Here is a 25046-nt window from a genome sequence, read left to right on the forward strand (position 1 = left end):
TCCGGCGGAGCGGGCGGTGCTCGTCTCGATCCTTGGAATCAAAGGTAAAGTGCCCCGGGTGGGATTCGAACCCACGCTGTATGGTGTTTGAGACCACTGCCTCTACCGCTGGGCTACCGGGGCATCCTTCGAAACGAAGGTCGGTGATCACCCGCCGTGCCCCTACCTTACAGGAGGTAGGTAGGCTCATGGGGAGCTGTATCCGCCTCCGAAACGAGGCCATGGAACGAGGAGCCCGCGTGACCGCCCCCGAGTCGCCCCAGCCCGCCGACGACGCCGAGCCGTCGCACGTCCCGCCGCTGACGACCCGCGTCGTCATCGCCGAGGACGAGGCGCTCATCCGCCTCGACCTCAAAGAGATGCTGGAGGAGGAGGGCTACGAGGTCGTCGGTGAGGCCGGAGACGGCGCCACGGCCGTCGAGCTCGCCCGCGAGCACCGCCCCGACCTCGTCATCCTCGACGTCAAGATGCCCGTCCTCGACGGCATCTCGGCCGCCGAGAAGATCGCGGGCGAGTCCATCGCCCCGGTCCTCATGCTGACCGCCTTCTCGCAGCGCGACCTCGTCGAGCGGGCCCGGGACGCCGGCGCCATGGCGTACCTGGTCAAGCCGTTCAGCAAGAGCGACGTGGTGCCGGCCATCGAGATGGCCGTCTCCCGCTTCGCCGAGCTGCGCGCCCTGGAGAAGGAGGTCGCCGACCTCTCCCTCCGCCTGGAGACCCGCAAGCTGGTGGACCGCGCCAAGTCGATCCTCCAGACCCAGTACGGGCTGACGGAGCCGGCCGCGTTCCGCTGGATCCAGAAGACCTCCATGGACCGGCGCATGTCGATGCAGCAGGTCGCCGAGGCGGTCATCGAGGACGCCGAGGAGAAGAAGGCGGCCAAGGGCCAGCAGTAGCCGCCCCGCCGCACTCCGGAACGGAGAAGGCCCGCCCCACGACCTTGTGGGGCGGGCCTTCTGTCCTTGGTGCGGACCGGCGGGGGTCAGTCCTCGCCGAGGTACGCCTTGCGGACGGACTCGTCGTGGAGCAGGTTCTGGCCCGTGCCCGAGAGCACGACCTTGCCGATCTCCATGACGTGACCGTGGTCCGCCAGGGCGAGCGCGGCCTGGGCGTTCTGCTCGACGAGCAGGATGGTGGTGCCCTGGGCCTTCAGCTCGGCGATGGTCGCCATGATCTTCTGCATCATGATCGGGGAGAGACCCATGGAGGGCTCGTCGAGCATGAGCAGCTTCGGCTGGGACATCAGCGCCCGGCCCATGGCGAGCATCTGCTGCTCGCCGCCGGAGAGCGTGCCGGCCGCCTGCTTGCGACGCTCGCCCAGGATCGGGAAGAGGTCGTAGGCGCGCTGGACGTCCTTGGCGATGCCCGCGGTGTCCTTCCGGAGGAAGGCGCCGAGGAGGAGGTTCTCCTCGATCGTCATCCGGGGGAAGATGTGCCGGCCCTCGGGGGAGTGGGCCAGACCCAGCGAGACGATCTTGTGCGCGGGGATCTTGCGGAGGGACTTGCCCTCGAACTTGATCTGGCCGCCGACCGGCTTCAGGAGCCCGGAGAGGGTCCGCAGGGTGGTGGTCTTCCCGGCGCCGTTGGTGCCGATGAGGGTGACGACCTCACCGGCGTCGACGGAGAAGGAGATGCCCTTGACGGCCTCGATCTTTCCGTAGGCGACGCGCAGGTCCTCGACTTCGAGCAGTGCGGTCATGCGTCGTTCTCCTTGCCCGAAGCAGGGTCGTGCGGGGTGTCCTCCGAGGCCTCCGGGGCGTCGGCGGCCTCCGGGGCGTCCTCGGAAGAGGCGTCCTCGGAAGGCGCGTCCTCAGCGGGCGTGTCCTCGGACGGTGCGTCCTCGGCGGGCGCGTCCTCCTCGGTGGGCGCGTCCTCCGACGGAGCCTCCTCGGCGGGCGCGTCCTTCGCGGGGGCCGCCGCGGCCGGCGCGTCCTCCGCGGCCGGCTCGCCCAGGTACGCGGCGATGACCCGCTCGTCGCCCTGGACGGTCGCGCTGTCGCCCTCGATCAGCTTCTGACCCTGGACGAGCACGGCGACCCGGTCGCAGAGGTTGAAGATGAACCGCATGTCGTGCTCGATGACGAGCACGGCGATGCCCATGTCCCGGATGGCGAAGATGAGTTCCTCCGCCGCCCGCGTCTCCTGCGGGTTCATGCCGGCGGTGGGCTCGTCGAGCAGGATCAGGCCGGGGTCGCTCGCGAGGGCGCGGGCGATCTCCAGCTTGCGCTGCTCGCCGTACGGGAGGTTCTTGGCGAGGTGCTGCGCCTTGTCCTGGAGGCCGATGAACTCCAGGAGCTCCATGGCCCGCTGGGTGGCCTCCGCTTCGGCCTTCTTGAAGGAGGGGAGGCGGAGCAGCGCGGACCAGAGGCCCTGCTTCATCCGGGTGTGACGTCCGACGAGGACGTTCTCCAGGACGGTCATGTTGTGGAAGAGGCGGATGTTCTGGAAGGTGCGGGCGATGCCGGCGTCGGTGACCTTGTACGACGTGGGCGGCAGGACCGTGCCCTTGTACCGGACCTCACCCTCGGTGGGGACGTAGAGACCGGTGAGGCAGTTGAAGAAGGTGGTCTTGCCGGCGCCGTTGGGGCCGATGAGACCGACGATCTCGCCGCTGTTGACGGTCAGGTTCACATCGCGGACGGCGGTGAGGCCGCCGAAGCGCATGGTGACCCCGCGCGCGTCGAGAACGGTCTCGCCGGCGGCCGGCGCGGTGGTGGCGTCGGCGGTCTTGGTGGTGGTCGTCATGGTTCACGCACCTGCCTTGGTGAGCGTGGCGGGCGTCTCGTCGTTCTCGTGGAACTCCAGCTGGTTGCGCCGGTTGGCGATCATGCCCTCCGGGCGGAAGCGCATGAGCAGGATCAGCGCGACGCCGAAGGCGAAGAGCTGGTACTCGCCCATGAACTGGAGCTTGTTGGGGATGAGGAAGAGCAGCGAGGCGCCGACCAGGGGACCGCTCATGGTGCCCATGCCGCCGAGGACGACGGCGGCGAGCAGGAAGGCGGAGTTGGGCGGGATGGGCCCGGCGAAGAGGTACTGCTCCGGCGTCACCGTGTAGGTGACGTGAGCCTGCACCGTACCGGCGAGACCGGCGAGCGAGGCACCGAGCGCGAAGGCGATGAGCTTGACCCGGAAGCCGTTGATGCCCATGGCGAGCGCGGCGGTCTCGTCCTCGCGGATGGCGACCCAGGCGCGGCCGATCCGGGAGTCGCCACTGCGGCGGAACACCATCACGACGACCGCCATGATCAGCAGCATCAGGAAGAAGTAGTTCGCGAAGCGGCCGATGGTGAAGCCGGCGATCGAGTGCTCGGCGCCGAAGTCGAACCCGAACATGCTGAGGTTCGGGATGGACGCGATGCCGTTGGAGCCGTTGGTGATGTCGGGACCGGAGGTGCCGTCGGTGTTCATCACCGCGATGCGGAAGATCTCACCGAAGCCGAGCGTGACGATGGCGAGGTAGTCGCCGCGCAGCCGCAGGGTCGGGGCACCGATCAGGACACCGAAGACCAGGGAGGCTCCGGCGCCGACCAGGATGGCGGCCCAGAAGGGGAAGTGCACGCCGAACGGGGAGGTCGGGGCGCCCGAGACGAGGGCGGCCGCGTAGGCGCCGACGCCGAGGAAGGCGACGTACCCGAGGTCGAGGAGACCGGCGAGGCCGACGACGATGTTCAGACCCAGGGCGACCGTGGCGAAGATCAGGATGTAGACGCCGAGCGTCGCGTACTGGTCGTCGGTCTGGGTGAAGGGGAAGAGCGCCGCCGCGGTGAACGCGCCCGCGATGGTGAGGTTCTGGTGCTTCTTGGTGAGCTGCGTGGCCTGCTGCATGAGGCCCGACTTGTTGATGGCGGCGAAGCCGAGGCCCGCCGTGATCAGGAAGCCGAGGAACAGCTCGTCGTACTCGGTGCCGACACCGTAGGTGAAGACGCCGAGCGCCACGGCGAGGATGCCCGTGATGATCAGGATCTCGACGGAGGAGTGCATCGGGGGCAGCTTGCGGGCGGGGCCCGTGGCGGCGAAGGCGCCCTTGAAGGCGGTCCAGCCGTTGCCGGCCCGGTGCTTGAACTGGTCCCAGCCGGTGTCCTCCGGGTCCACGGGCAGCACCTGCGGCCGCTCGAAGGGGAGGGCGAGGGCGCCGAGGAGGGTGATCAGGGTGGCGAGCGCGACGACCGCGCCGCCGGGCTCCAGGTTGACCGGGCCGCCGAGCTGGATGCTGATCGCGCAGACCGTGAACCAGGCGGTGCCGAAGGCGGCGAGCGCGGCGACCTTGACGGCCGCGTCGGCGCCGGCCGGGGTCAGCCAGCGGGTGCCCTTGACGCCGTACGACGAGAGGGCGAAGAGGGTGGTGAGCACGCCCAGGACCAGGACCTGGAGCTGCAGGCCGGCGGGGGAGCCGTAGTACGTGAGGTCACCCGGGAAGGTGGGCGTCCAGGTCCAGGAGAGGAAGCAGGCGGCGACCGTGAGGACGCCACCGCCCAGGACGAGGGCGCGGGCGATCCGGGCCGGCACGAAGCCGATGAGGCCGGTCGGCTCGGTCGACTTGGGGGTCGTGGCCGCCGTCGTGTTCTCGGAGATGGTGGTCATGGTGCTCACGCCCTGTCCGCGACGCGCTCGCCGAGGAGGCCTTGTGGCCGGGCGAGGAGTACGACGATGAGGAGTACGAAGGCCCAGACGTCGGCCCAGGACTGGCCGCCGAGCTGCTCCATACCGGGGATGTGGCTGATGTACGCCGTCGCCATGGTCTCGGCGACACCGAGGACGACTCCGCCGATCATGGCTCCGTAGATGTTGCCGATACCGCCGAGGACGGCGGCCGTGAAGGCCTTGAGTCCGAGGAGGAAGCCCATCTTGTAGTCGACGACGCCGTACTTGAGGCCGTAGGCGACGGCTCCGACCGCGGCCATGGCGGCGCCGAGGGCGAACGCGATCACGATGATCCGGTCGGTGTTGACGCCCATGAGCTTCGCGGTGTCCGGGTCCTGCGCCGTGGCCTGCATGCCGCGGCCGACGCGGGTGCGCATGACGAAGAAGGCGAGGACGGCCATGCAGATCGGGGCGGCGATCAGGAGGAAGACGTCGCCGGTCTGGATGGTGACCGGGCCGAGCTCGATCGGGCCGCCGGGGATCTGCGGGAAGGTCCGGGCGGACTTCGCCTCGGGGTACCACACCCACACCGCGTACTGCAGGGCGAGCGAGAGACCGATGGCCGTGATGAGGGGGGCGAGGCGGGGGCCACCGCGCAGCGGGCGGTAGGCGAACCGTTCCGCCCCCACGGCTATGGTCGTCGCGACGAGTACGGCACCGATGATCATGACGGGCAGCGCGACCCACATGCTGGTGCCGCCGGGCAGGATGAGCCAGACCGTGAGCGCCCCGAAGCCGCCGGTCATGAAGATCTCGCCATGGGCGAAGTTGATGAGCTGGACGATGCCGTAGACCATCGTGTAGCCGACGGCGACGAGCCCGTACATGGATCCCAGTAGCAGGCCGTTGACCAGCTGCTGCGGCAGTTCGTTCACCGCATTGTCCTCCGAGACTTTCGACGGATGTGACACCGCGCGGGGCGCCTTGTGCGGCCCCCCGCGCGGTGAAGGTGGTGCTGGAGTGGTGGGGTTGATCAGCCGCCGAAGGTGCCGGACTCGACCGGCTTGAACGCGCCGCCCTCGACCTTGTAGACCGTCAGCTGCTTGTTGGTGGTGTCACCGAACTCGTCGAAGGAGACCTTGCCGGTCACACCCTCGAAGGAGACGCCCTGCATGGCCTCGACGACCTTGGCGCGCTCGGGGACCTTGCCGCCGTTGCCCTCGGTGGCCTTCTTGACGGCCTCGATGATCGCCCAGGTGGAGTCGTAGGCGTAACCGCCGTAGGCCTCGTAGGCCTCCTTGTAGCCCTTGGCCTTGTAGTTGGTCAGGAACTCCTTGGCGGAGGCGAGCTCCTCGATCGGCGAGCCGACGGAGGTGGCGATGTCGCCGTTGGTCGCGGCCGCGCCGCCGAGCTTCACGTACTCGGGGCTGTAGATCGCGTCGCCGCCGACGACGACGACCTTCGCGCCGGCTTCCTTGATCTGCTTGGCCAGCGGGCCGGCGGCCGGGTACTCGCCACCGTAGTAGACGACGTCCGCGCCGGAGCTCTTCACCTTGGTCGCGACCGCGGAGAAGTCCTTGGTGTCGGGGTTGATGTGCTCGGTGCCGAGGACCTTGCCGCCGAGCTTCTCGAACTCGCCCTTGAAGGTGCCCGCGAGGCCGGCGCCGTAGGTCTTCTTGTCGTCGATGATGAAGGCCTTGGTCTTCTTGGCCTTCTTGAAGACGTACTGGGCGGCGAACGGGCCCTGGATGGCGTCCGTGGTCGCGGTGCGGAAGTACGACTTGTAGCCGCGCTTCTTGTCGCCGGTGCTCCAGTTGACGCCCTGGCTCAGCGACGGGTTGGTGTTGGCCGGGGAGACCTGGACCAGCTTCGCGTCGTCGAAGACCTTCTGCATCGACTCGGAGACCGAGGAGTTCAGCGGGCCGACGACGCCGATGACGGCCTTGTCGGCGACGAACTTGGTCGCGTTCTGCTGGCCGGCGGAGGGCTGGGCCTGGTCGTCCAGGGACTCCAGCTTGAAGGTCACGCCCTTGACGTAGGCCTTCTCGTTGGCCGTCTTGACCGCGAGGTCGGCCGAGTTCTTGATGCCGAGGCCGAGGGCGGACAGCTCACCCGTGAGCGGCGCGTCGAGACCGATGGTCACGGTGACGTTGCCGTCGCCGCCGCCCTTTTCGGCGCCGCCCTTGTCGTCACGCGAACCGCAGGCGGTGAGGGTGAGTGCACCCGCGGTGACCGCGGTGGTGAGTATGAGCAACGAACGGTTTCGCACGAAGGGTCCTTTCCCTGGCGCGGCCCCCTCGGATGAGGCGGTGCCGTGAAGCTGCGGAGCGAGGGGTGCCGTTGTCGAACGCCGGCCGTACTGAGTTGGTACAGGGCCGTGCAGTTAGGACGCGCCCGGCGGCGCGGTGACTGGCGGTGACTCTAAGCGCAGGTGGGGAGGGTCGGGGAGCGCCGAGGGCATGATGTGACTGTCTTGTTATGCCGACGGGGAAAGAGTGTGCGCAGCGGTGGGGAATACCGGGGCATAGGGGTTGGTATTGCGGTGTTCACATAGTGAGAACGTGCAGTTCCGCTAAGGGGCTTGAGCGATTCTTGGTACTGACGGTCCGCTCAGCGGACTCTCCGGATATCGGACAGTGGCAGAAACCTCAGCGGACGAATCGGCCCTTCCGTTCCCTTCGGATTCCTCCCGTTCACCTCCCGAACGAAGATCACGGAGAGTGACAGCCGGCGGAATCGAAGAGGGAACGCCGAAGGGGTGGCACCTTGTCCGGTGCCACCCCTTGATCGTTCGACTCCGCGCGTCAGCCGCCCGCGACGATCCCCGCGTCCTTGGCGTCGACCTCGCGCAGCAGGCAGGTCAGCCGCGCCGAGCAGACCCGCTTGCCCTGCTCGTCGGTGATCACGATCTCGTACGTGGCGGTGGACCGCCCGCGGTGCACGGGCGTCGCGACGCCCGTCACGAGGCCGCTGCGCACCCCGCGGTGGTGGGTGCAGTTGAGGTCGACGCCGACCGCGATCTTGGAGACGCCGCCGTGCAGCATCGAGCCGACGGAGCCCAGCGTCTCGGCGAGCACCGCCGAGGCGCCGCCGTGCAGCAGCCCGTACGGCTGCGTGTTGCCCTCGACGGGCATCGTGCCGACGACCCGCTCGGCCGAGGCCTCCAGGATCTGCACGCCCATCCGGTTGCCGAGGTGCCCGGCGGAGAAGAGCGCGGGGAGGTCGACGCCGAGTGCCGCGTACTCGTCGATGATCTCCTGCGGGAACTTCACGTGCTGCTGTTCACCCATGGCCCGGCTCCGTTCGTCTTTGTACGGCCGCGTGTCGCGTTCCGACCCGCCTGAGCAAACGCTTAGGCGGACTGCGATTGTTCCAGACGGACGATCACGGACTTGCTGGCGGGTGTGTTGCTCACGTCCGCCGTGGACTCCAGCGGGACGAGGACGTTCGTCTCCGGGTAGTAGGCCGCCGCGCAGCCCCGGGACGTCGGGTAGTGCACCACCCGGAAACCGGGCGCCCGTCGCTCGGTCCCGTCCGTCCACTCGCTCACCAGATCCGTGTACGCCCCGTCGGCGAGCCCGAGCGCCGCCGCGTCCTCGGGGTGGACGAGGACGACCCGGCGGCCGCCCTTGATGCCCCGGTAGCGGTCGTCCAGGCCGTAGATCGTGGTGTTGTACTGGTCGTGCGAGCGGAGCGTCTGGAGCAGCAGCCGGCCCTCCGGCACCTTCGGGTACTCGACGGCCGCGGCCGTGAAGTTGGCCTTGCCGGTCTTCGTGGGGAAGCGGCGCTCGTCGCGCGGGCCGTGCGGCAGCGCGAAGCCGCCCGCGTTCGCCGCGAGGCGGGCGTTGAAGTCCTCGAAGCCGGGCACCACGCGCGCGATGCGGTCCCGGATCGTGGCGTAGTCCGCCTCGAACTCCTCCCAGGGAGTGGCCGATTCGCCGCCGAGCGCGGCGCGGGCCATGCGCGCCACGATCGCCGGCTCGGACAGCAGGTGCGGGCTCGCGGGCGGCAGATTGCCGCGCGAGGCGTGCACCAGGCTCATCGAGTCCTCGACGGTCACGATCTGCCGACCGCTCTTCTGCACGTCCTTGTCGGTGCGCCCGAGGGTGGGCAGGATCAGCGCGCGCGTGCCCGTGACCGCGTGCGAGCGGTTCAGCTTCGTCGATACGTGGACGGTCAGGCGCGCGTTCCGCATCGCCGCCTCCGTCACCTCCGTGTCGGGCGTCGCCCCCACGAAGTTGCCGCCCATCGCGAAGAACACCTTCGCGTCGCCGTCGCGCAGCGCCTCGATCGAGCGGACCACGTCGTAGCCGTGGTGGCGCGGCGAGACGATCCCGAACTCCTTGTCCAGGGCGTCGAGGAAGGCCGGCGCGGGGCGCTCGAAGATGCCCATCGTCCGGTCGCCCTGCACGTTCGAATGGCCGCGCACCGGGCACACGCCCGCGCCCGGCCGCCCGATGTTCCCGCGCAGCAGAAGAAAGTTGACCACCTCGCGGATGGTCGGCACGGAGTGCTTGTGCTGCGTGAGCCCCATCGCCCAGCAGACAATCGTCCGCTCCGAGGCGAGCACCATCTCAAGGGCCCGCTCGATCTCGGCGCGGTCGAGGCCGGTCGCGGCGAGCGTCTCGTCCCAGTCGGCCGCCCGCGCCGCCGCGGTGAACTCCTCGTACCCGTGGGTGTGTTCCCGTACGAACTCCTCGTCGACCGCCCCGGGCGTCTCCAGGACCAGCTTGTTGAGGAGCCGGAAGAGGGCCTGGTCGCCGCCTATCCGGATCTGGAGGAAGAGGTCGGTGAGTGCGGCGCCCTTGAGCATGCCCTGCGGGGTCTGCGGGTTCTTGAACTTCTCCAGGCCGGCCTCGGGCAGCGGATTGATCGAGATGATCTTCGCGCCCGCCGCCTTCGCCTTCTCCAGGGCCGAGAGCATCCGGGGGTGGTTCGTGCCGGGGTTCTGCCCCGCCACGACGATCAGGTCCGCCCTGTGCAGGTCCTCGAGGGAGACGCTGCCCTTGCCGATCCCTATGGTCTCCGTCAGCGCCGAACCCGAGGACTCGTGGCACATGTTGGAGCAGTCCGGCAGGTTGTTCGTACCGAACTCGCGGGCGAAGAGCTGAAGCAGGAACGCGGCCTCGTTGCTGGTCCGGCCCGACGTGTAGAACAGCGCCTCGTCGGGCGAGCCCAGGGCCCGGAGCTCCTCGGCGATGATCGCGAAGGCCCGCTCCCAGGTCACCGGCTCGTACCGCTCGCCGCCCTCCGGCAGCAGCATGGGCTGGGTGATCCGGCCCTGCTGGCCCAGCCAGTACCCGCTGCGCGTCGCCAGGTCCGCCACCGGGTGCGCGGCGAAGAACTCCGGGGTCACCCGGCGCAGCGTCGCCTCCTCGGCGACCGCCTTCGCCCCGTTCTCGCAGAACTCGGCGACGTGCCGCTTGTCCTCCTCCGGCCACGCGCAGCCCGGACAGTCGAAGCCGTCCTTCTGGTTGACCTTGAGCAGGGTGCGCGCGGTGCGCCGCAGCCCCATCTGCTCCTGCGCGATCCGCAGGGTGTGCCCGATGGCGGGCAGGCCTGCTGCGGCGTGCTGCGGCGGCGTGACCTGCGGTGCGTCCTGTACCGGGTCACCGGCCGGGGGCTTGCTGACCATCGCGCTCTCCCTTGACGGTAATCCTGCGGCGTACGCCTCCGATCCTGTCACGCGCCACCGACGGATCGCCGGGCCGGGCAGCGCGACGGGGCACGGGCGACCGGGAATGTCAGTGGGGCGTGGGAGGATCGTTCCGTGGCCGAGACAGCATCGAAGAAGACCGAGAAGACCGAAGCGGACCGCCCGCGACTCCTCCTCATGGACGGGCACTCCCTGGCGTACCGCGCGTTCTTCGCGCTGCCCGCGGAGAACTTCACCACCGCGACGGGACAGCCGACGAACGCGATCTACGGGTTCGCCTCGATGCTGGCGAACACCCTCCGCGACGAGGCGCCCACGCACTTCGCCGTCGCGTTCGACGTGTCCCGCAAGACCTGGCGGTCCGACGAGTTCCCGGAGTACAAGGCGAACCGCTCGAAGACCCCCGACGAGTTCAAGGGGCAGGTCGAGCTCATCGGCGAGCTCCTCGACGCGATGCACGCGCCGCGCTTCGCGGTCGACGGCTTCGAGGCCGACGACGTCATCGCGACCCTCGCCACCCAGGCCGAGGCCGAGGGCTTCGAGGTCCTGATCGTCACCGGCGACCGGGACTCGTTCCAGCTCGTCACCGAGCACACCACCGTGCTCTACCCCACCAAGGGCGTCTCCGAGCTGACCCGCTTCACCCCGGAGAAGGTCCAGGAGAAGTACGGCCTGACCCCCTCGCAGTACCCCGACTTCGCCGCCCTGCGCGGCGACCCGTCCGACAACCTCCCGGGCATCCCCGGCGTCGGCGAGAAGACCGCCGCGAAGTGGATCAACCAGTTCGGCTCCTTCGCCGAGCTGGTCGAGCGCGCCGACGAGGTCAAGGGCAAGGCCGGGCAGAACTTCCGCGACCACCTGGAGTCGGTCCAGCTCAACCGCCGCCTCACCGAGATGGTCCGGGACGTCGAGCTGCCGAAGACCGTGGTGGACCTCGCCCGCGAGCCGTACGACCGCGGGGCCGTCGCGCTCGTCCTCGACACCCTGGAGATCCGCAACCCCTCGCTGCGCGAGCGGCTCCTCGCCGTCGACCCCGGCGCCGCCGAGGAGGCCGCCCCGGCCCCCGCCGCGGGTGTCGAGCTCGACACCACCGTCCTCGGCGCCGGCGAGCTCGCCCCCTGGCTCGCCGAGCACGGCACCGAGCCCCTCGGCATCGCCACCGTCGACACCTGGGCCCTCGGCACGGGGAACGTGAGCGAGATCGCCCTCGCCGCCGCCGGCGGCGCCGCCGCCTGGTTCGAGCCCAGCGCGCTCGACGAGACCGACGAGCGGGCCTGGGCCGCGTGGATCGCCGACCCGGACCGCCCCAAGGTCATGCACAACGCCAAGGGCGCCATGCGGGTCTTCCCCGAGCACGGCTGGAGCATCGCGGGCGTCACCATGGACACCGCCCTCGCCGCCTACCTCGTCAAGCCCGGCCGGCGCTCCTTCGCGCTCGACGCGCTCTCCGTCGAGTACCTCGGGCGCGAGCTCGCCCCGGCGGCCGCCGCCGACGGCCAGCTCGCCTTCGGCGCCGACGACACCGCCGAGGCCGAGGCCCTCATGACCCAGGCCCGGGCGGTCCTCGACCTCGCCGACGCCTTCGACGAGCGGCTCGGAGAGGTCGGCGCCCGCGAGCTCCTCCACGACGTCGAGCTGCCCACCTCCGCCCTCCTCGCCCGCCTGGAGCGGCACGGCATCGCCGCCGACCGCGACCACCTGGAGGCCATGGAGCAGCAGTTCGCCGGCGCCGTGCAGCAGGCCGTGAAGGAGGCGCACGCCTCCGTCGGCCACGAGTTCAACCTCGGCTCGCCCAAGCAGCTCCAGGAGGTCTTCTTCGGCGAGCTGAACCTGCCGAAGACCAAGAAGACCAAGACCGGGTACACGACGGACGCCGACGCGCTCGCCTGGCTGGCCGGCCAGACCGAGCACGACCTGCCCGTGATCATGCTCCGCCACCGTGAGCAGGCGCGGCTCCGCTCCACCGTCGAGGGCCTGATCAAGACCGTCGCCGCCGACGGCCGGATCCACACCACGTTCAGCCAGACGGTCGCCGCCACCGGTCGCCTCTCGTCCACCGACCCGAACCTGCAGAACGTGCCGGTGCGCACGGACGAGGGCCGCGCCATCCGGCACGGCTTCGTCGTCGGCGAGGGCTTCGAGGCCCTCATGACCGCCGACTACAGCCAGATCGAGCTGCGGGTCATGGCCCACCTCTCCGAGGACGAGGGCCTCATCGAGGCCTTCGCCTCCGGCGAGGACCTGCACACCACGGTCGCCTCCCAGGTCTTCGGCGTCGAGCGGTCCGCCGTCGACGCCGAGATGCGCCGCAAGATCAAGGCCATGTCGTACGGCCTGGCCTACGGCCTCTCCGCCTTCGGCCTCTCGCAGCAGCTGAACATCGACCCGGGCGAGGCCCGCGGCCTGATGGACACCTACTTCGAGCGCTTCGGCGGGGTCCGCGACTACCTGCGCCGGGTCGTCGACGAGGCCCGCGCCACCGGGTACACGGAGACGATGCTGGGCCGCCGCCGCTATCTGCCCGACCTCAACAGCGACAACCGGCAGCGCCGCGAGTCCGCCGAGCGGATGGCGCTCAACGCCCCCATCCAGGGCACGGCCGCCGACATCGTGAAGGTCGCGATGCTGGGCGTCGACCGGGCGCTGACGGAGGCGGGTCTCGCCTCCCGGATGCTGCTCCAGGTCCACGACGAAATCGTGCTCGAACTCGCCCCGGGCGAGCGCGAGCAGGTCGAGGCCCTGGTCCGCGAGCAGATGTCCGCCGCGGCCGACCTGCGCGCCCCGCTCGACGTCTCCGTCGGCGTAGGCCCGGACTGGGACTCGGCAGCACACTGACACAGGGGCCCACGCCCGCTGGCGTGGGCCCGAGCCTGTCGGTGGGCCCACCCCCCGCCGTGTGGGCAATCGTCCCGCAGGGCGGGACGGGTGGGCACACGGGACGGCGCCCCCTGCCGGGCCCAGGCTTCTGGCGCCTGAACCCGCACCACGGGCGCGGTGCAGCCGTCCGGGGGCCGGCTCCGGCGGGTGTGCGCCAGGTGGACCAGTCAGGGGGCGGGCCGACAGGCCCGCTCCCTGAAACTGGGGAGCGTGATCACGAGCCGCCGCTCCCGCCTCCGCGCCTGGGCCCTCCTCGGCGCGCTCCTCGGAGCGTCGGGCACCGCCTGGCCCGCCGAGGCGCACCGCGCGCCCGCCCTCTGCACCTCGTCCCGCGACCCCGCCGTCGCCGCGCGCGTGTCCGAGGGCATCGCCGCGGCGCTCAAGGGCCGCGACGGCACGGTCTCGGTCGCCGTCCACGACCTCCGGAGCGGACTGCGCTGCCGGCTCGGGGACACCCAGGTCTACGACTCCGCCAGCATCGCCAAGGTCCTGATCCTGCAGGCCGTCCTCGGCCGGGCCGAGGAGTTGGGCCGCGCGCCCACCCGACTCGAGGCCCGGCGGATGAAGGCGATGATCACCCGCTCCGACAACACCGCCGCCACAGACCTGTGGCGGGGGCTCTCGCGGGCCCGGCTGAACAGGGTGCTGCGCGAGGCCGGCGCCCAGGACACCGTCCTCGGCCACGACCGCTACTGGGGCCTCACCCGCACCACCGCCCGCGACCAGCTGGCCCTGCTCGCCGCGGTCTCCCGCCGGACCGAGGCGCTCACCCTGATGGGACAGGTCGTCGGCAGCCAGGCCTGGGGCGTCACCGCGGGCGCGCCCCGCACGGTCAAGGTCCACCTCAAGAACGGCTGGCTGCCCCGCGCCAACCACGCGTGGCGCGTCCACAGCATCGGCATCGTCCGCGGGACCAGCACCGGCACCACCACCGGCAACCCCGGCACTGGCGCCGCCGCCGACTACCGGCTGGCCCTCCTGAGCCACGACAACCCCACCATGCGGTACGGGGTACGCACCCTGGAGAGGATCGCCCTCGCCGTGCACCGCGGACTCGCGGGCAGCCCGGTGGCCCGCGGCTTCACTCCCGGGGACAGGATCAGCGAGACCCCGGACGGGAGCGCTCCGCACGGCCGACCGGGGCCGCCTCGGCCTCCGAGCCCGCCGCTCCCTCCGGCCCCGCCGCTCCCTCCGAGCCCGCCGCACCCTCCGACGCAGGGAGAGACCTGGGCGACGTTCCCAGGAGCCGCGCCCCCGTCCCGTACAGCACGAGCCCGACGGCGAGCCCCGCGCCGGCCCCGAAGCAGGCCGTCGGAATGACGTCCAGGGGCGTCTCGATCCGGTCCCAGCCCCAGTACGCGGCCCAGCGCAGCACCCGGTGGGCGACGCCGGCGAGGACGCAGCCGCCGATGAGCCCGACCGCGAGGAGCCGCCCCCGCCGGCCCGGGACCGGCACCCGTGCGGGCAGCCCCGTGCCCGGAGCGGTGGAGCGCAGCGCCCGGAGCGTGAACCAGGAGAGGAACCCCAGGGCCAGCGCGGAACCGCCGTACTGCGCGTAGAGATAGACGGGGAACCCGGCCACGATCTCGCCGAGGAAGGGGATCGCCCGGGTGCCCCAGCGGTCGATGTGCGTGAACGAGTCCCACACCACGTGGGTCGTGGAGCCGAGGACCGCGGAGAGGAAGAACCACCCGGCGAGCACCGCCGTGTGCCGGTCCCGCCAGGACCGGCCCCGTACGAACCCGTACACCCGTCCGCGCCACCGGGCGGGCAGCAGCGCGACGAGCGGCTCTCGCACGGTCAGCCACAGGGCCACGAGCACCGCGGTGATCAGCACGTCCGCCGTGACGATCCCGACGGGGGAGTGGGTGACATCGCCGAGGGCCATCGCCCCGGGCGCCGCCGTGGCCGCGAAGTAGGTCATGTCGGGTGCGAAGGAACCCGCGACGAGGGCGGAGGCGACCAGCGGTCCGCGCGCGGTCCCGTCCCGGCGCAGCCCGGGCAGGACGGCGGCGGCATGGCTGAGCGTGAACGGCAACGGGAGCTCCCACTCGGTTCCGGGGTGACGGCCGAGACGGGGCACGGCCGCAGTACAAGAGGCGCGGGACCCGCCGGTCGGTTCCCCTTCCCGACCCGTATACGTGAGGAGGCCACCGGTCCGTGTCCGGTCGGCAGGCGACCAAGAGGTGACGAAAGCGTGAAACACGGTCAGGCGCCCGTGCCCGGTGGTCCGGAGTTGGCATAGGGTCGCCGGAGGTCACACGCGGGGAGCGTGGGACGCGTCGACGGGGAGGGGACCACAGGTATGGCAGCGCAATTGGGCCGCCGGCTGCGCAGGGGGGCCACCAGCGGTGCGGTGGTGGCCGCGGCGGTCGCGGCGCTCGCCGCCTCGCAGGCTCCGGAGATGATCCCGCCGGCCGCGGACAACGCGGGCGGTGACCGGGCCATCGGCGCCGGGGACAGCACGACGCCGCCGGCCGACGACTCGGCGACCGGCGATTCCCCGTACTTCACCGAACTGCCGCCCCTGAACACCCCGAACAAGCCGGGGGCGACCACCAACCTGCCGGTGATCACCGGGCCCGCCGAGGCCGGCATACCCGCGTCCGTCCTCTCCGCCTACAAGCGGGCCGAGGCGTCGATCCGCTCGACCGACCCCGCCTGCAACCTGCCGTGGCAGCTGCTCGCCGGCATCGGCAAGGTGGAGTCCGGGCAGGCGCGCGGCGGCGGTGTCGATGCCAACGGCACCACTCTCTCGCCGATCCTCGGCCCCGCCCTCAACGGCGTCGGCTTCGCCAACATCTCGGACACCGACGGCGGCGCCTACGACGGCGACAAGACGCACGACCGCGCCGTCGGCCCGATGCAGTTCATCCCGTCGACCTGGGCGACCTGGGGACAGGACGCCAACGGCGACGGGAAGAAGGACCCGAACAACATCTACGACGCCGCGCAGGCCGCCGGTCTCTACCTCTGCGCCAACGACCGGAACCTGGCGCTCAAGGCCGACCTCGACCGCGCCGTCCTCAGCTACAACCGCTCGACGGAGTACCTGAACACGGTCCTGTCCTGGTTCGAGTTCTACCGGCGCGGCACCCACCAGGTCCCGGACGGCACGGGAGTGCTGCCGGTCGACCGCAGCGACGACCGCGGCCGGGGCAACCGCCCCACGCCCACCCCGCCGGTCTCGCCCCCGCCGACGACGCCCGTGCCGAAGCCCTCCGTGCCGAAGCCGGGCACGACGAAGCCGTCCGAGCCCAGCGCGCCTCCGACGACCACGCCGCCGACGACGGACCCGACCAAGCCGACCACCCCGCCGACGAAGCCCACCACTCCGCCGACGACGACGCCCACCGTCCCGCCGGCCGTCAAGGTCGCGCGGCTCGCGCCCGTGGCTACCGGTCCGCTGACGACCACCACCGGGAACGTCTTCGGGAAGGCCCCCACGGTCGCGGCGCTCGACGCCTCGGGCGCGCCGGTCGCCGGTGTGAGCATCCGCTTCGAGATCAGCGGAACCACCGACGCCCGCTTCGCCGGCGGGACGACCACGGCCACCGTCACCACCGGCTCCAGCGGCATGGCGGCCTCTCCCGCCCTGCGGGCGGGCCAGAAGGTCGGCCCGTTCACCGTCCGGGCCACCGTCGTGGGCCGCACCCTGAGCGCCGCCGAGTTCGCGGCGACGGTCACCGAGCGCCAGGCGGACACCCTCGCGCGGCTCGACGGCGAGGCCGCCCTGACCGCCACCACCGGCACCGGGTTCACCCAGCAGGTGAAGGTGAAGGCCACCGACAAGGGCGCGCTCGCCCCCGGTGTCCTCGTCACCGGCACCGTCGTCACCTCGAAGACCGCGACCGAGGCGAGCGCCGACGGCCCGTACTTCAAGGGCGAGGCGGGAGCGACGGCCAGGACCGAGGTCTTCACGACCGACGCGAACGGTCTGATCACCCTCGACTCCGGGGCTCTCCTCGCAGGCGACAAGGCGGGCACCTACTTCCTCAAGCTGACGGCGCCCGGCGGCGGCAGCAACTTCGTCGAGCTCACGGTCACGGCGCCCACGCCCACCCCCGAGCCGTCGACCCCGGAGCCGACGCCCTCCACGACGGACTCGCCCGAGGCCACCTCCTCTCCCTCGCCCTCGGCCTGACCGAAGGACCGCTCCGCGCGACCCGGCCTCCAGCGCCGCCCCTCCGTCCGCACCGGACGGAGGGGCGGCGTTCCGCGTTACCCGAGTGCAACGTGTTCTCATCTCGCCGTCGCGTTGCTACGGTTCCCCCGCCCTGACGCCCTATCAGATCGAGCAGCGGGAGGCCGACCATGCGCGCCCTTGTCGCCGTCGCCATCGGACTCGCCCCAGTCCTCCTCTTCGTCCTCCTCGTCTCCCTGGTCGATCTGCCGCCCGACGGGCCCACCTCGCCCAAACCGCTGCTGACCGCCGATCCCGGCCCGAAGAAGTAGGGGGCGACCGTGCGCCGCCGAGCCAGCCTCGTCCTCCTCGCCCTCGCCGTCTGCTGCGCCGCTATGGCACCGACCCTGCGGTGGTACGCCTTCCCGCGCCTGGCGAAGATCCCGCCGAACCAGTACCAGGAGACCGTCCTGGAGGCCCGGCCCGCGACCCTCCTCAACTACTCCACGCTCAAGGCCGAGAAGGTCGAGAAGCTCACGATCATCCAGACCCTCAAGGGCAACGTGGAGGAGTCGAAGCGGATCGAACGCGATGCCGGCCGCGACGTCGTCGTCTGGGACGCCCTCGCCTACGTCACCGGCCCCGACGGCAAGATGGTCTCCAAGGTCCCCGAGCGGTACATCTTCGACGCCCACACCCAGGACCCCGTCCACGCCACCGGCGAGACCGTCGACGGCGACCCGGTCCGGCGCGAGGGCATCGAGTTCAAGTGGCCCTTCCTCACCGAGAAGCGCGACTACCAGTACTTCGACGCCCAGACCCGCACCTCGGCCCCCATCCACTACAAGGGCACCCAGACCTTCCGCGGCATGGAGGTCTACTACTTCGAGCAGACGATCCCCTGGACCAAGGTCCCCATGCCCAAGACCATGCCGATCAAGATCCCCCCGCAGGTCATCGCCGACTCGGGCCTCACCCGCTGGTACACCACCAAGCGCATGTTCTGGATCGAGCCCGTCACCGGAGCCCCCGTCAACGGCGAGGAGATCCACCGCGAGGAGCTCCGCAACGCCAAGGCGCTCATGGGCCAGGACACCATCACCGTCTTCGAGGGCCACGTGAAGATGCGCGAGGACTACGTCAAGAGCGTCGGCGAACTGGTCGAGTCCAACCGCCTGATGGTCCTGATGCTCGTCTCCTACATGCCCTGGAGCCTCACCGTCCTCGCCCTCGCCCTCCTCGCCCTCGCCTTCTGGCTGGAAGCCCGCTCCCGCCGACCGGCGACGCCGCCGGCGGCGCCCGCGCGGCCCGTCACCGCTCCCGTCTGAGCCGCGCGCTGGTGTGCCGGGTCGGCTCCGCCGCGGACGGGTCCTCCGGCCACGGATGCTTCGGATACCGGCCCCGGAGCTCCGCCCGCACGGCGCGGTAGCCCTCCCGCCAGAACGACGCCAGGTCGGCGGTGACGGCCGCCGGCCGCCCGGCGGGGGAGAGGAGATGAACCAGGACCGGCACCCCCGCCACCCGGGGCGTCTCCGCCAGACCGAACATCTCCTGGAGCTTCACCGCGAGCACCGGCCGTCCGCCGCCGTACTCGACCCGTATCCGCGAACCGCTCGGCACCTCGATCCGCTCCGGCGCGAGCTCGTCCAGCCGGCCCGCCTCGCCCGTCGCCCAGGGCAGCAGCCGCCGCAGCGCCTGCCCGGCGTCGATCCGCCCCAGATCCGCCCGGCGCGCGGCCCGGGACAGCTCCGGTTCCAGCCATTCCCCGGCCCGGTCGACCAGCGCCCCGTCCGCCACGTCCGGCCACGGCTCGCCCACCTGCGCGTACAGGAACGCGAGCCGCTCGCGGAGCTCCGAGGCCTCCCGGCTCCACCGCAGCAGCCCGAGCCCCTCCCGCCGCAGCCCGTCGAGCAGCGCCTCCCGCACGAGAGCTGGCTCCGCCCCGGACCCGAGGGGCCGCACGGTCAGCTCCACCGCGCCCAGCCGGTCCACCGAGCGCGCGACCACGTCCCCGTCCTCCCAGTGGACCTCCTCGCCCGTGGCCCGCAGGTGACCCGCCGCCCACCGGGCGGTGCCCTCGTCGACCACGGCCGCCAGCCGCACCCGCGCCGTGGCGTCCCGCGCCGTACGGTCCGCCACCGCCACGGCCAGCCACGGCGTGGCACGCAGCGCCGACCCCTCGGCGATCCGGGCCCCGCTGCCCGACACCATCAGATAGCCGCCCTGCTCCCGGGCCCTGGCCACCCGCTCCGGAAAGGCCAGCGCGGTCACCAGACCGGCCACGGCGTCCTCATTCCCCGCCCCCGAGCCCGGCCCCCGACCCGGCCCCGCTCCTCGCCCGGGCTCGGCCGCCTCACCCGCCGAACGCTCCAGACGCCGCGCCTCCGCCTTCCAGCGGGCCGCGTAGCCGTCCCCGCCCCGGCGGGCCGACCGCCAGGCCGCCGCCAGATCGTCCCCGTACTCCCGGGGAGGCTCCTCGCTCAGCAGCGCCACCACCTCCGCCGCCCGCCGGACACCGACCTCGGCGGCGCCGTCGAGCAGCGCCCGGCCCAAACGGGGGTGGAGCCCCAGCCGGGACAGCCGCCCTCCGCGCTCGGTGGCCCGGCCGTCCTCGTCCACGGCGCCGACCGCCGCGAGCACGGAACGGGCCGCCGCCATCGCCCCGGAGGGCGGCGCGTCGAGCAGGGCGAGCCCCTCCGCCGTCGGATCGCCCCAGCAGGCGACCCGCAGGGCGAAGTCCGTGAGATCGGCGATCCTGATCTCGGGCGAGGGGAACCGCGCCCGGCTGCCGTCCTCGGCCTCCGCCCAGCACCGGTAGACCGTCCCGACGGCCTCACGCATCGACCGCCCGGCCCGCTGGGTGGCCGCCGCGACCGACACCGGCACCGTCGCCAGCGACCCCAGCCCCCGCGCGTGGTCCATCCGCGGCTCCCGCGCGAGCCCCGAGTCCACGACGATCCGGACCCCCGGCACCGTCAGGCTCGACTCCGCCACGGAGGTCGAGAGCACCACCCGCCGCCGCCCGCCCGGCTCGGCACCCCGCAGGACCGCGTCCTGCACCGCCGCCGGCGCCCGGCCGTGCAGCTGGAGCACCTCCGCGTCCACACCGGCGAGCAGCCCCGCCGTCCGCGCGATCTCCCCCGTGCCGGGAAGGAAACAGAGGACGTCCCCCGCGTGCCGCTCCAGCGCCAGCCGGACCGTCGCCGCCACATGGCGCAGCAGCGCCATGTCCACCCAGGTGCCGTGCGCGGGCCGGATGCCGGCCGGCGGAGCGGCGAACCGGATCGCGTACCCGTGTCCCTCGCCCTCGCTCCGCACGATCGGCGCGGGCCCGTCGCCGTCGACGGCCGTGAGCAGCCGGGCCCACGCCTCCGCGTCGCTCGTCGCCGAGGCGGCGATGAGCTTCAGCTCCGGCCGCAGGGCCGCGCGGACGTCCACCAGGAAGGCGAGGGCCGTATCGGCGTCCAGATGCCGCTCGTGGCACTCGTCGAGCAGGACCACGTCCACACCCGCCAGCTCGGGATCCCGCTGGAGCCGCTGGAGCAGAAGGCCCGTCGTCACCACCTCGACCCGGGTCGCGGGACCCGCCCGCCGCTCGCCGCGCACCGAGAAGCCGACCGTCCCGCCGACCTCCTCGCCGAGCAGCCAGGCCATCCGCCGGGCCGCCGCGCGCACCGCCATCCGGCGCGGCTCGGCCACCAGCACCCGCCTCTTCGGTCCGTCCCCTATAAGACCCGCGAGCGCGAGCGGCACCAGCGTCGTCTTGCCGGTGCCGGGCGGCGCGTGCAGCACCGCCGTGCCGCGCTCCGCGAGCGCGGTCAGCAGCTCGGGGACGGCATGGCGGACGGGAAGCAGGTCGAGTGCGTCGTTTCGGATCACGCACTCAGTTTCATACGAGAGAAGAAGAGGCGGGCCCGGCTGTCCACAGGCCCCACCCATTCATAGGACTAATCCTGGCGCTCGGGACTAGTCCTGGCGCTCGCAGACGAAGATCGCCGTGCCCGGGATCAGATTCCCCCGGAGCGGGGACCAGCCACCCCACTCCTGGCTGTTCCAGGCCGGCCACTCCGGCTCGACCAGGTCCACGAGCCGGAAACCGCCGGCCACCACGTCCCGCACCCGGTCCCCGAGCGTCCTGTGGTGCTCCACATAGACGGCCCGGCCCTGCTCGTCCTGCTCGACGTAGGGCGTCCGGTCGAAGTAGGAGGCCGCCACCGAGAGGCCCTCCGGCCCCGGCTCGTCCGGGAACGCCCAGCGGATCGGGTGCGTCACCGAGAAGACCCAGCGGCCGCCCGGCCGCAGCACCCGGCGCACCTCACGGAAGACCCGCACCGGATCGGCGACGAACGGCACCGCGCCGTACGCCGAGCACACCAGGTCGAAGGAGCCGTCCCGGAAGGGCAGCGTCCCGGCGTCCGCCTCGACCAGCGGCACACCCCCGCCGATCCGCAGCGCGTGCTGCAACTGCCGGTGCGAGAGGTCGAGGGCCACCGGCCGCGCCCCCTGCGCCGCCAGCCAGCGCGAGCACTGCGCCGCCCCCGCGCCGATCTCCAGGACGTCGCGCCCCTTCAGCGAACCGGCCGGCCCGAGCAGTTCCGCCTCGGCCTCGTCGAGCCCCTCGGGACCCCACACGAACCGGTCGTCGCCGAGGAAGGCCCCGTGCTCGCTCTGGTACTCGTCCGCGTTCCGGTCCCACCAGCCGCGGCTGGCCCGGCTGCTCTCCGCGTCCCCCGCGTCACGCCGGGTGGCCTCGGACTCGTCCTCGGCCGCGTCGTGGCCCTCGTGCTGTTCGTACTCTTGGTTCATCTCGCCCGCCGATGTAGTTTGCGCTCAGTGCCGCTTTGCGGCCGACCCCGCCGCTGAGGCGTGGATCCGGCGCGGCGGACAAGAATTAGTGCCGGGTTTGCGCGGTTCTGCCCGTCGTGCGCGCTTCGCGCATTGACCCTGTCCGGCCGCCCCCGTATGCTAAAGGTTGCGCTGCGGGCCTGCGCGCCTCAGACGGAGCAGGCCGCGCTCGTACCTGTTGTATGTCCCCTCGGTTTTCGAGGCACTTTTCCGTTCGCGGGAAGGGGCCTCATTGGCTGTCCGGCTTCTTGGTGCGATACGGGCTCTCGGCGTAGCAGTACCTACGACTTTCTGTCCGTAACCGGAGCCCTTACCCACATGACGAGCAGCACCGAGACCACCGCCACCACCCCGCAGGTTGCGGTCAACGACATCGGTGACGAGGAAGCATTCCTCGCCGCGATCGACGAGACGATCAAGTACTTCAACGACGGCGACATCGTCGACGGCGTCATCGTGAAGGTCGACCGGGACGAGGTCCTGCTCGACATCGGTTACAAGACCGAAGGCGTGATCCCGAGCCGTGAGCTCTCGATCAAGCACGATGTCGACCCGAACGAGGTCGTCAAGGTCGGCGACGAGATCGAGGCCCTGGTTCTCCAGAAGGAGGACAAGGAAGGCCGCCTGATCCTGTCCAAGAAGCGCGCTCAGTACGAGCGTGCCTGGGGCACGATCGAGAAGATCAAGGAAGAAGACGGCATCGTCACCGGTACCGTCATCGAGGTCGTCAAGGGTGGTCTCATCCTCGACATCGGCCTCCGTGGCTTCCTGCCGGCCTCCCTCGTCGAGATGCGTCGTGTCCGCGACCTCCAGCCCTACGTGGGCAAGGAGCTCGAGGCGAAGATCATCGAGCTGGACAAGAACCGCAACAACGTGGTCCTGTCCCGCCGCGCCTGGCTCGAGCAGACCCAGTCCGAGGTTCGCCAGACGTTCCTCACCACCCTGCAGAAGGGTCAGGTCCGCTCCGGCGTCGTCTCCTCGATCGTCAACTTCGGTGCCTTCGTGGACCTGGGTGGCGTCGACGGTCTCGTGCACGTCTCCGAGCTGTCCTGGAAGCACATCGACCACCCGTCCGAGGTTGTCGAGGTCGGCCAGGAGGTCACCGTCGAGGTTCTCGACGTTGACATGGACCGCGAGCGTGTCTCCCTGTCGCTGAAGGCGACGCAGGAGGACCCGTGGCAGCAGTTCGCCCGTACGCACCAGATCGGTCAGGTCGTCCCGGGTAAGGTCACCAAGCTGGTTCCGTTCGGTGCGTTCGTCCGCGTGGACGAGGGCATCGAGGGTCTGGTCCACATCTCCGAGCTGGCCGAGCGCCACGTGGAGATCCCGGAGCAGGTCGTCCAGGTCAACGACGAGATCTTCGTCAAGGTCATCGACATCGACCTCGAGCGTCGTCGCATCAGCCTCTCGCTGAAGCAGGCCAACGAGTCCTTCGGTGCCGACCCGGCCTCGGTCGAGTTCGACCCGACCCTGTACGGCATGGCCGCGTCGTACGACGACCAGGGCAACTACATCTACCCCGAGGGCTTCGACCCCGAGACCAACGACTGGCTCGAGGGCTTCGAGACCCAGCGCGAGGCCTGGGAGACCCAGTACGCCGAGGCGCAGTCTCGCTTCGAGCAGCACCAGGCTCAGGTCATCAAGTCCCGCGAGGCCGACGAGGCCGCCGCTGCCGAGGGCGCTGCCGCCCCGGCCGCCGGTGGCAACGCCGGTGCGGGCATCTCGGGTGGTTCGTACTCCTCGGAGTCGGACGACAACTCCGGCGCCCTGGCGTCGGACGAGGCGCTCGCCGCCCTGCGCGAGAAGCTGGCCGGCGGCCAGAGCTGAACAGGCTCTCCGCTGAGCGCTAGTCGCTAGCGAATCGAGGCCCGCTCCCCTTCGGGGGAGCGGGCCTCGGTCGTTTCCGCGGCCGTACCGGGGCCCACCGGACTCCTCCACCGGAAGATCGGCCCGCGCGGGAATGGTGGTGCGGCTCACGGCGTTGCCAGAGAGAACACGAGGAGGAGCGGTAATCGTGCTTGATCCCCAGGATTTGTACGAATGGGACCCGAAGGGCCTGGCCGTCGTGGACCTGGCCCTTGCGCAGGAGTCGGCCGGGCTGGTCATGCTGTACCACTTCGACGGCTACATCGACGCGGGCGAGGCCGGTGAGCAGATCGTCGAGCGGCTGCTCGACACCCTTCCCCACCAGCTGGTGGCCCGCTTCGACCACGACCGGCTCGTGGACTACCGCGCCCGCCGCCCCCTGCTGACCTTCCGGCGCGACCGCTGGACCGCGTACGACACGCCGTCCATCGAGGTCCGCCTCGTCCAGGACGCCACCGGAGCGCCCTTCCTGGTCCTCTCGGGCCCCGAGCCCGACGTGGAGTGGGAGCGGTTCGCCGCCGCCGTCCGGCAGATCGTCGAGCGGCTCGGCGTGCGCCTCGCGGTCAACTTCCACGGCATCCCCATGGGCGTGCCGCACACCCGGCCCGTCGGCCTCACCCCGCACGGCACCCGCACGGACCTGATGCCCGGACACAGCAGCCCCTTCGACGAGGCGCAGGTTCCCGGCAGCGCCGAGTCCCTCGTCGAGTACCGGCTCTCGGAGTCCGGTCACGACACCCTCGGTGTGGCCGCCCACGTCCCGCACTACGTGGCCCGCTCGCCGTATCCGGACGCGGCCCTGACCGTCCTGGAGGCCGTCACGGCCGCCACCGGTCTCGTGCTCCCCGGTGTCGCCCACGCCCTGCGGACGGAAGCCCGCCGCACCCAGACCGAGATCGACCGCCAGATCGGCGAGGGCGACGAGGAGCTCGTCGCGCTCGTGCAGGGCCTTGAGCACCAGTACGACGCGGTGGCCGGTGCCGAGACGCGCGGCAGCCTGGTCGCCGAGCCGGTCGACCTGCCGTCGGCCGACGAGCTGGGCCGCGAGTTCGAGCGCTTCCTCGCGGAGCGGGAGGGCGACGCGTAGTGCCCGCCGGG

17 protein-coding genes, 1 tRNA gene and 1 pseudogene are annotated in these 25046 nt (G+C 71.4%); 8 read left to right on the forward strand and 11 right to left on the reverse strand.

Going from position 1 to position 25046, the window contains the following annotated elements:
• Positions 1–50: 50 nt before the first annotated feature.
• Positions 51–123: transfer RNA gene (locus ACZ6K0_RS30690), tRNA-Leu, on the reverse strand.
• Positions 124–239: 116 nt separating this feature from the next.
• Between ACZ6K0_RS30690 and ACZ6K0_RS30695 the strand changes: the two genes are divergently transcribed.
• Positions 240–896: an ANTAR domain-containing response regulator gene (locus ACZ6K0_RS30695; protein WP_376395169.1), complete on the forward strand. Its 657-nt coding sequence runs from the start codon at positions 240–242 to the stop codon at positions 894–896.
• Positions 897–982: 86 nt separating this feature from the next.
• Here ACZ6K0_RS30695 and ACZ6K0_RS30700 read toward each other — a convergent pair whose 3' ends face one another.
• The 7 genes from ACZ6K0_RS30700 to ACZ6K0_RS30730 all read right to left on the reverse strand — a co-directional run bounded on the left by ACZ6K0_RS30700 (position 983) and on the right by ACZ6K0_RS30730 (position 10216).
• Entirely contained in the window at positions 983–1699 is a 717-nt protein-coding gene (locus ACZ6K0_RS30700; protein ID WP_024757294.1) for an ABC transporter ATP-binding protein, read from the reverse strand.
• Entirely contained in the window at positions 1696–2745 is a 1050-nt protein-coding gene (locus ACZ6K0_RS30705) for an ABC transporter ATP-binding protein (RefSeq protein WP_469228231.1), read from the reverse strand. Before ACZ6K0_RS30705 ends, ACZ6K0_RS30700 begins: the two co-directional genes overlap by 4 nt.
• A 3-nt stretch (positions 2746–2748) precedes the next feature.
• The gene (locus tag ACZ6K0_RS30710) at positions 2749–4581 is read right to left on the reverse strand and encodes a branched-chain amino acid ABC transporter permease (RefSeq protein ID WP_469228229.1); all 1833 of its coding nucleotides are present in this window, start codon (positions 4579–4581) and stop codon (positions 2749–2751) included.
• A 5-nt stretch (positions 4582–4586) separates the two neighbouring features.
• Positions 4587–5516: a branched-chain amino acid ABC transporter permease gene (locus tag ACZ6K0_RS30715; RefSeq protein WP_376395160.1), complete on the reverse strand. Its 930-nt coding sequence runs from the start codon at positions 5514–5516 to the stop codon at positions 4587–4589.
• 98 nt (positions 5517–5614) lie between these two features.
• Positions 5615–6850 carry a branched-chain amino acid ABC transporter substrate-binding protein gene (locus ACZ6K0_RS30720; protein WP_376395157.1) on the reverse strand — a complete coding sequence of 412 codons (1236 nt, stop codon included), beginning with the start codon at positions 6848–6850 and terminating at the stop codon, positions 5615–5617.
• A gap of 535 nt (positions 6851–7385) precedes the next feature.
• Positions 7386–7871 (reverse strand): PaaI family thioesterase, encoded by a 486-nt coding sequence (locus ACZ6K0_RS30725; protein ID WP_376395154.1) that lies wholly within the window; start codon positions 7869–7871, stop codon positions 7386–7388.
• A gap of 62 nt (positions 7872–7933) precedes the next feature.
• Complete coding sequence (locus ACZ6K0_RS30730) at positions 7934–10216, reverse strand: FdhF/YdeP family oxidoreductase (protein WP_469228227.1); 2283 nt, start codon at positions 10214–10216, stop codon at positions 7934–7936.
• Between the two features lie 135 nt (positions 10217–10351).
• Between ACZ6K0_RS30730 and polA the strand changes: the two genes are divergently transcribed.
• Together polA and ACZ6K0_RS30740 are read left to right on the forward strand one after the other, a co-directional pair.
• Positions 10352–13072 (forward strand): DNA polymerase I, encoded by a 2721-nt coding sequence (polA, locus tag ACZ6K0_RS30735; protein ID WP_469228225.1) that lies wholly within the window; start codon positions 10352–10354, stop codon positions 13070–13072.
• Positions 13073–13684: 612 nt separating this feature from the next.
• A pseudogene (locus tag ACZ6K0_RS30740) lies at positions 13685–14011 on the forward strand (serine hydrolase); the annotation flags it as partial.
• Positions 14012–14213: 202 nt separating this feature from the next.
• Here the strand turns inward: ACZ6K0_RS30740 and ACZ6K0_RS30745 are convergent.
• Positions 14214–15152, reverse strand: coding sequence for a DUF4184 family protein (locus ACZ6K0_RS30745; RefSeq protein ID WP_469228223.1), 939 nt, complete (start codon positions 15150–15152; stop codon positions 14214–14216).
• A 267-nt stretch (positions 15153–15419) separates the two neighbouring features.
• Here ACZ6K0_RS30745 and ACZ6K0_RS30750 point away from each other — a divergent pair, with 267 nt between their 5' ends.
• From ACZ6K0_RS30750 to pgfA, 3 genes are all read left to right on the forward strand, one after another.
• Positions 15420–17258 carry a lytic transglycosylase domain-containing protein gene (locus ACZ6K0_RS30750; protein ID WP_469228220.1) on the forward strand — a complete coding sequence of 613 codons (1839 nt, stop codon included), beginning with the start codon at positions 15420–15422 and terminating at the stop codon, positions 17256–17258.
• 170 nt (positions 17259–17428) lie between these two features.
• Positions 17429–17569: an SPW_0924 family protein gene (locus ACZ6K0_RS30755; RefSeq protein WP_107105423.1), complete on the forward strand. Its 141-nt coding sequence runs from the start codon at positions 17429–17431 to the stop codon at positions 17567–17569.
• 9 nt (positions 17570–17578) lie between these two features.
• The gene (gene pgfA, locus ACZ6K0_RS30760; RefSeq protein ID WP_469228218.1) at positions 17579–18565 is read left to right on the forward strand and encodes a cell envelope lipid trafficking protein PgfA; all 987 of its coding nucleotides are present in this window, start codon (positions 17579–17581) and stop codon (positions 18563–18565) included.
• On the opposite strand, the gene hrpB is transcribed toward pgfA, so the two are convergent.
• Both hrpB and ACZ6K0_RS30770 read right to left on the reverse strand, forming a co-directional pair.
• Complete coding sequence (gene hrpB / locus ACZ6K0_RS30765) at positions 18549–21116, reverse strand: ATP-dependent helicase HrpB (protein ID WP_469228216.1); 2568 nt, start codon at positions 21114–21116, stop codon at positions 18549–18551. The two genes, pgfA and hrpB, sit on opposite strands and share 17 nt — an antisense overlap.
• Positions 21117–21203: 87 nt before the next feature.
• Complete coding sequence (locus ACZ6K0_RS30770) at positions 21204–22043, reverse strand: class I SAM-dependent methyltransferase (protein WP_469228214.1); 840 nt, start codon at positions 22041–22043, stop codon at positions 21204–21206.
• A gap of 357 nt (positions 22044–22400) precedes the next feature.
• On the opposite strand from ACZ6K0_RS30770, the gene rpsA reads away from it, so the two are divergent.
• On the forward strand, positions 22401–23909 hold the full coding sequence (rpsA, locus tag ACZ6K0_RS30775) for a 30S ribosomal protein S1 (RefSeq protein WP_024757309.1): 1509 nt from the start codon (positions 22401–22403) through the stop codon (positions 23907–23909).
• A 187-nt stretch (positions 23910–24096) separates the two neighbouring features.
• Positions 24097–25035 carry a PAC2 family protein gene (locus ACZ6K0_RS30780; protein ID WP_376395132.1) on the forward strand — a complete coding sequence of 313 codons (939 nt, stop codon included), beginning with the start codon at positions 24097–24099 and terminating at the stop codon, positions 25033–25035.
• Positions 25036–25046: the final 11 nt, after the last annotated feature.

The sequence above is a fragment of the Streptomyces sp. NPDC042346 genome, from assembly GCF_055581845.1.

Bases quoted from the DNA above. Each gene is read 5' to 3' on its own strand.
- ACZ6K0_RS30700 (WP_024757294.1), bottom strand. From the start codon at position 1,699: ATGACCGCACTGCTCGAAGTCGAGGACCTGCGCGTCGCCTACGGAAAG.
- ACZ6K0_RS30705 (WP_469228231.1), bottom strand. From the start codon at position 2,745: ATGACGACCACCACCAAGACCGCCGACGCCACCACCGCGCCGGCCGCC.
- ACZ6K0_RS30710 (WP_469228229.1), bottom strand. From the start codon at position 4,581: ATGACCACCATCTCCGAGAACACGACGGCGGCCACGACCCCCAAGTCG.
- ACZ6K0_RS30725 (WP_376395154.1), bottom strand. From the start codon at position 7,871: ATGGGTGAACAGCAGCACGTGAAGTTCCCGCAGGAGATCATCGACGAG.
- ACZ6K0_RS30730 (WP_469228227.1), bottom strand. From the start codon at position 10,216: ATGGTCAGCAAGCCCCCGGCCGGTGACCCGGTACAGGACGCACCGCAG.
- ACZ6K0_RS30750 (WP_469228220.1), top strand. From the start codon at position 15,420: ATGGCAGCGCAATTGGGCCGCCGGCTGCGCAGGGGGGCCACCAGCGGT.
- ACZ6K0_RS30755 (WP_107105423.1), top strand. From the start codon at position 17,429: ATGCGCGCCCTTGTCGCCGTCGCCATCGGACTCGCCCCAGTCCTCCTC.
- ACZ6K0_RS30770 (WP_469228214.1), bottom strand. From the start codon at position 22,043: ATGAACCAAGAGTACGAACAGCACGAGGGCCACGACGCGGCCGAGGAC.
- rpsA (WP_024757309.1), top strand. From the start codon at position 22,401: ATGACGAGCAGCACCGAGACCACCGCCACCACCCCGCAGGTTGCGGTC.